3 protein-coding genes are annotated in these 4630 nt (G+C 65.3%); all 3 read right to left on the reverse strand.

What is annotated here, in order from left to right; translation table 11 throughout:
• A partial coding sequence (locus FVW27_RS08225; RefSeq protein WP_341806110.1) for a molybdopterin-guanine dinucleotide biosynthesis protein MobB occupies positions 1–337 on the reverse strand: 337 nt, incomplete at its 3' end.
• A gap of 374 nt (positions 338–711) precedes the next feature.
• The gene (locus FVW27_RS08230) at positions 712–1419 is read right to left on the reverse strand and encodes a 4Fe-4S dicluster domain-containing protein (protein WP_167124235.1); all 708 of its coding nucleotides are present in this window, start codon (positions 1417–1419) and stop codon (positions 712–714) included.
• A gap of 2 nt (positions 1420–1421) precedes the next feature.
• Complete coding sequence (gene fdnG / locus FVW27_RS08235) at positions 1422–4448, reverse strand: formate dehydrogenase-N subunit alpha (protein WP_167124237.1); 3027 nt, start codon at positions 4446–4448, stop codon at positions 1422–1424.
• Positions 4449–4630: the final 182 nt, after the last annotated feature.

The following is a 4630-nucleotide window of genomic DNA, read 5'->3' on the forward strand; positions in this document are numbered from 1 at the left end:
GGGCCTCGCCCGCCTCGCGCAGGCACAGCACGCGCGGCAGCCAGCCCAGGCTCTTGCCGCCCTCCACCAGCAGCACATCGGCGCGCACCAGCGGCAGCAGGTCGGCCAGGTGCCGCCGGGTGGACCAGAACACCGCGCATTCGCCCTCGGCAATGCCGATGACCGTGCGCCCCGGCTTCATCAGCCGGGCGGTGTCGGTTTCCGCCTTGTCCAGGCTGTGGTGGGTATGCTTGGCCACGGCCACGGTCAGGCCGCGCGCTTCCAGCGCGTCGGCCAGCAGCGCGGTGCAGGTGGTCTTGCCCGAATTCTTGAACCCGATGATGCTTACTGCCTTCACGGCGTCCTCCGTATGGCTGGTGCGGCCCGTACGCGCGCTCCCGCGCGCTGTCCGCGTGGTATCCCTTTGCGTTCCATCCTAGCTGTGCTCCGGTTCCGGCACAAGCCGGGGCGGCAAAAAGAGGCGCCGCCCGCGCGCCCCCCTTCCCGATACGGGAACGCGGACGCACGGACGGCGCGGGGTGCCACCTTGCGCACTGCCCGGCACCATGTACGTGGCCGTTCGCCACATGCATGGCCCTTGGGCATTGCCCGGCGCGGGGCAGGCGGGAAACCGCCCCGCACCCAAGGAGGCAGGGATGATGGAGATAACACCGGCCCGCCGCGCGCTGTCGAAAACGCGGCGCGGCGGGCCGGATTGCATTTTGCGCTATGCTACACGCGCGCCCGGAACAGCTTTGCGAACAGCTGCTTGCGGGTAAGCGGGCCGGATTCCAGCTCGGCCACCGCGTGCGTGAAGTAGCTCTTGGGATCGCGCTGGAACAGGTACACCACACGCACGTCGTCGGGGTCGCCCAGGACGGCGTTGGGGTACTTCTTCTTCACGGTCTCCAGGCGCTTTTTCGCCATGTCCAGCATGTCCGCCTCGTCGCCGAAGTTCATGCACCCGGTGGGGCAGGTCTTCACGCAGGCGGGCAGCAGGCCGTTCTGCACGCGGTCGTTGCACATGTCGCACTTGGACAGCAGGCCGGTGGCCGCGTCCTTGCGCGGGATGTCGTACGGGCAGGCGGAGCGCACCATATCACCGTCCACCTTGGCGGTGAGTTCGGTGAAGATGACGGCCCCGGTGGCCTCGTCCTTCAGCACCGCGCCTTCCAGGTCCACGTCCGCCTGGCCCTTGCAGGGGGGCTCGACGCAATGGCGGCACTGTTCCGGAAAGAACAGCCAGTCCATCTTCTTGTCGAACACGCCTTCCTCGAAACGCACCGTCTTCAGGGTGACGTACGAGAGGTCCGGCGGATTCTGGTGCGAACCGGTGTTGCGGGTTTCCTCGGCGGGCAGGTTCTTCCACTGCTTGCAGGCTATCTGGCAGCCGCGGCAGCCGGTGCAGCGGGTAAGGTCGATGAAGAACATCTTTCCCATGACTACTTACCTCCCACCTTGCGGATATCGACCATGAACGCCTTGGTCTCGGGGATGCCGGTGTTCGGGTCGCCCGCCGACGGCGTGAGCAGGTTGGCCGTGTCGCCGCCGTTTCTGGGCACCATCCAGCCGTAGTGCCAAGGCAGGCCCACCATGTGGATTTCCGCACCCATGACCTTGTAGGGCTTGATGCGCTCGGTAACGATGGCCACCGCTTCCAGCGAGCCGCGCAGGCTAGAGACCTTTACGCGGTCACCGTTCTTGATGCCGCGCAGCTTGGCCAGTTCCTTGCTGACTTCGGCGAATATCTCGGGCTCCGCTTCCACCAGCCACGCACAGCGGCGGGTCATCAGGCCGGTCTGCCAGTGTTCGGTGACGCGGTAGGTGGTGCCGATGAAGGGGAACTTCGGATCGCACACCGCCGCCTTTTCGCCCTCGATCTTGAAGGCCACCGGATTGTGCAGCTGCTTCGAGAACGGGTTCTTGGAAACCGGGCACTCCAGCGGTTCGTAGTGCTCGGGCAAGGGGCCTTCCTCGCGCCCCGGCCCGTACAGCGCGCCGAAGCCGTGCGTCTGCATGATGAACGGATGCTTGGTGCCGGGGTCGCCGCCGCCGTCCACCACGTCGCCCACCCACTTGCCGTCCTTCCATTCGATGACGGCCTTGGCGGGGTTCCACGGCTTGCCGGTCTTGTCCACGGAGGCGCGGTTGTAGATGATGCGCCGGTTCACCGGCCAGCTGAACGACCAGTTGGGGAACAGGCCGATGCGCGCCTGTTCCGGCGTCTGCGAGGTGTCGCGGCGGGCCATCATGTTGCCCGCATCGGTGAACGACCCGGCATGCAGCCAGTTGCCGGAACAGGTGGAGCCGTCCGCCGTCAGGAAGGCGAACGAAGGCACCTGCTGCCCGGCCTTGAACTGCTTGCCGCCCACTTCCACGTCCTTCAGGAAGTAGCCGTTCATCAGCTTGGCGGTCTTGGCCGGGGAGAACTCGTTGTGTTCTTCCCAATCCTTGACGTTCAGCTTCAGGATGGGGTCGGCGTGCACGCCGCCTTCCTTGGTGTACAGGTCGCGGATCTTGTGCATCATTTCCAGCATGATGTCGCCGTCGGGCTTGGTCTGGCCCCACGGTTTCGGACCGCGATAGCGCCACTGCATCCAGCGGCCGGAGTTGGCGACGGAGCCTTCCTTTTCAATGGACACGGCGCACGGCAGGAAGAACACTTCCGTGCCGATTTCCTCCGGCTTCATGCCCGGACCCTTCCAGAACGACGAGGTTTCGTTCTCGAAGATGTTGACGTTCACCAGCCAGTCCAGCTTGCCCAGCGCGCGCCGGTTCTTGTTGGCGTTGGCGCCGCCGCAGGCGGGGTTCATGCCCCACGCGAAGCAGCCCTTCACGTCGCCCTTGTCCATCTTGTCGAAGATGTTCAGCCAGAAGTAGTAGGTGGCGGGCTTGGACGCATCGAGCTTGGGCATGATGTCGTAGGCGTCCGCCGGGGCAAGGTCGGGGTACAGGGCCTTCAGGTAGCTGGCCACATACTTGGGCCGGTTCTGCCACCAGTTCACGCTCATGGGGTCCTTGGACTGGGGCGTGATGGTGTTGTACAGGTCCAGCGTGGCCTGCTTGGTGGTGGGCGTGGGGTTGTACCCCGGCCAGATGTGGGCCAGCAGGCCCTGGTCGGTGGACCCCTGCACGTTGGATTCGCCGCGCAGCGCGTTTACGCCGCCGCCCGCCACGCCGATGTTGCCCAGCAGCAGCTGCACCATGGCCATGGCGCGGATGTTCTGCACGCCCACGGAATGCTGCGTCCAGCCCATGGCGTACATGATGGTGCCCGCCTTGTCCGGCTTGCCCGTGGCCGCGTAGGCCTTGTAGACCTTCAGGATCAGGTCCTTGGGCGTGCCGGTGATGTCGGCCACCTTGTCCACGGTGTAGCGTTCGTAGTGCTTCTTCATCAGGTTGAAGACGCACCGGGGGTGCTTCAGCGAGGGATCGCGCCTGGGCACGCCGTTCTCGTCAAGCTCGAAGGCCCACTGCGACTTGTCGTACTTGCGCTTGTCCGCGTCGTAGCCGCTGAACAGGCCGTCCTTGAACGAGAACTTTTCGCCCACGATGAGCGAGGCGTTGGTGTACTCGCGCACGTACTCCTCGAAATACAGCTTGTTCTCGAGGATGTACTTGATGAGCCCGCCAAGGAAGGGGATGTCCGCGCCCGACCGGATGGGGGCGTAGATGTCACACTTGGCGGACGTGCGCGTGAAGCGCGGGTCCACGTGAATCAGCGTGGCGCCCTTGTCCTGCGCGCGCAGCACCCACTTGAAGGAAATGGGGTGGTTTTCGGCAGCGTTGCTGCCCATGATCAACACACAATCACTGTTCGCAAGATCGTTCCAGTGATTCGTCATCGCACCGCGACCGAACGACTCTGCCAGAGCCGGTACAGTGGGGCTGTGTCAGATCCGCGCCTGGTGTTCGATGAACACCAGGCCGAGGCTTCTGAGGATGACCTGGTAGGCCCAGCATTCCTCGTTGTCCATGGCGGCGGAGCCGAAGGAGGCGATGGCTTCCGTCCGGTTCACCTTTTCACCGGCGGCATTGGCCAGCTGGAAGGATTCGTCGCGGGTCTTCTTGACGCGCTTGGCGATTTCGGTCAGCGCCCAGTCCCATTCCACTTCCTTCCACTCGCCGCTGCCCGGCGCGCGGTACAGGGGCTTGGGCGAGCGGGCGTTGTTTTCGCCCAGCTGGAAGATGGACGCGCCCTTGGGGCACAGCGAACCTTCGTTGATCGGATGGTCCGGGTCGCCTTCCACGTTGACGGCGCGGCCCTCGCCATTCTTGGCGGTGTGGACGATGAGCCCGCAGCCCACCGCGCAGTAGCAGCAGACCGAGGTGGTCTGTTTTGCCCACTGAAGCTTCTGGAGTTCGGCCCGCGCCACCGAGGGCGCAAGGCTGATCCCCAGCCCGCCGAACGCGCTTGCCAGGGTGGCGCCCGCGCTCAGCTTGAGAAATTGCCTGCGATTGACAGTCATCATGCCTCCTTGCGTACCGGTTGCACCGTTGCCGCAGGGCGCCGTGATGCGGATGCGCCGGTGGCGCACCGCGTTCAGCGCCCCCTGATCTCCCGCCCCTGTTCCACCAGCAGCGCATAGCCCGCGCGGCGGGGCGCGCGATCCACGTCGCGCCTCCACGCCGCATGCGGCCGGACATCGCG

This window comes from Nitratidesulfovibrio liaohensis, assembly GCF_011682075.1.
Classification (GTDB): Bacteria; Desulfobacterota; Desulfovibrionia; order Desulfovibrionales; family Desulfovibrionaceae; genus Cupidesulfovibrio; species Cupidesulfovibrio liaohensis.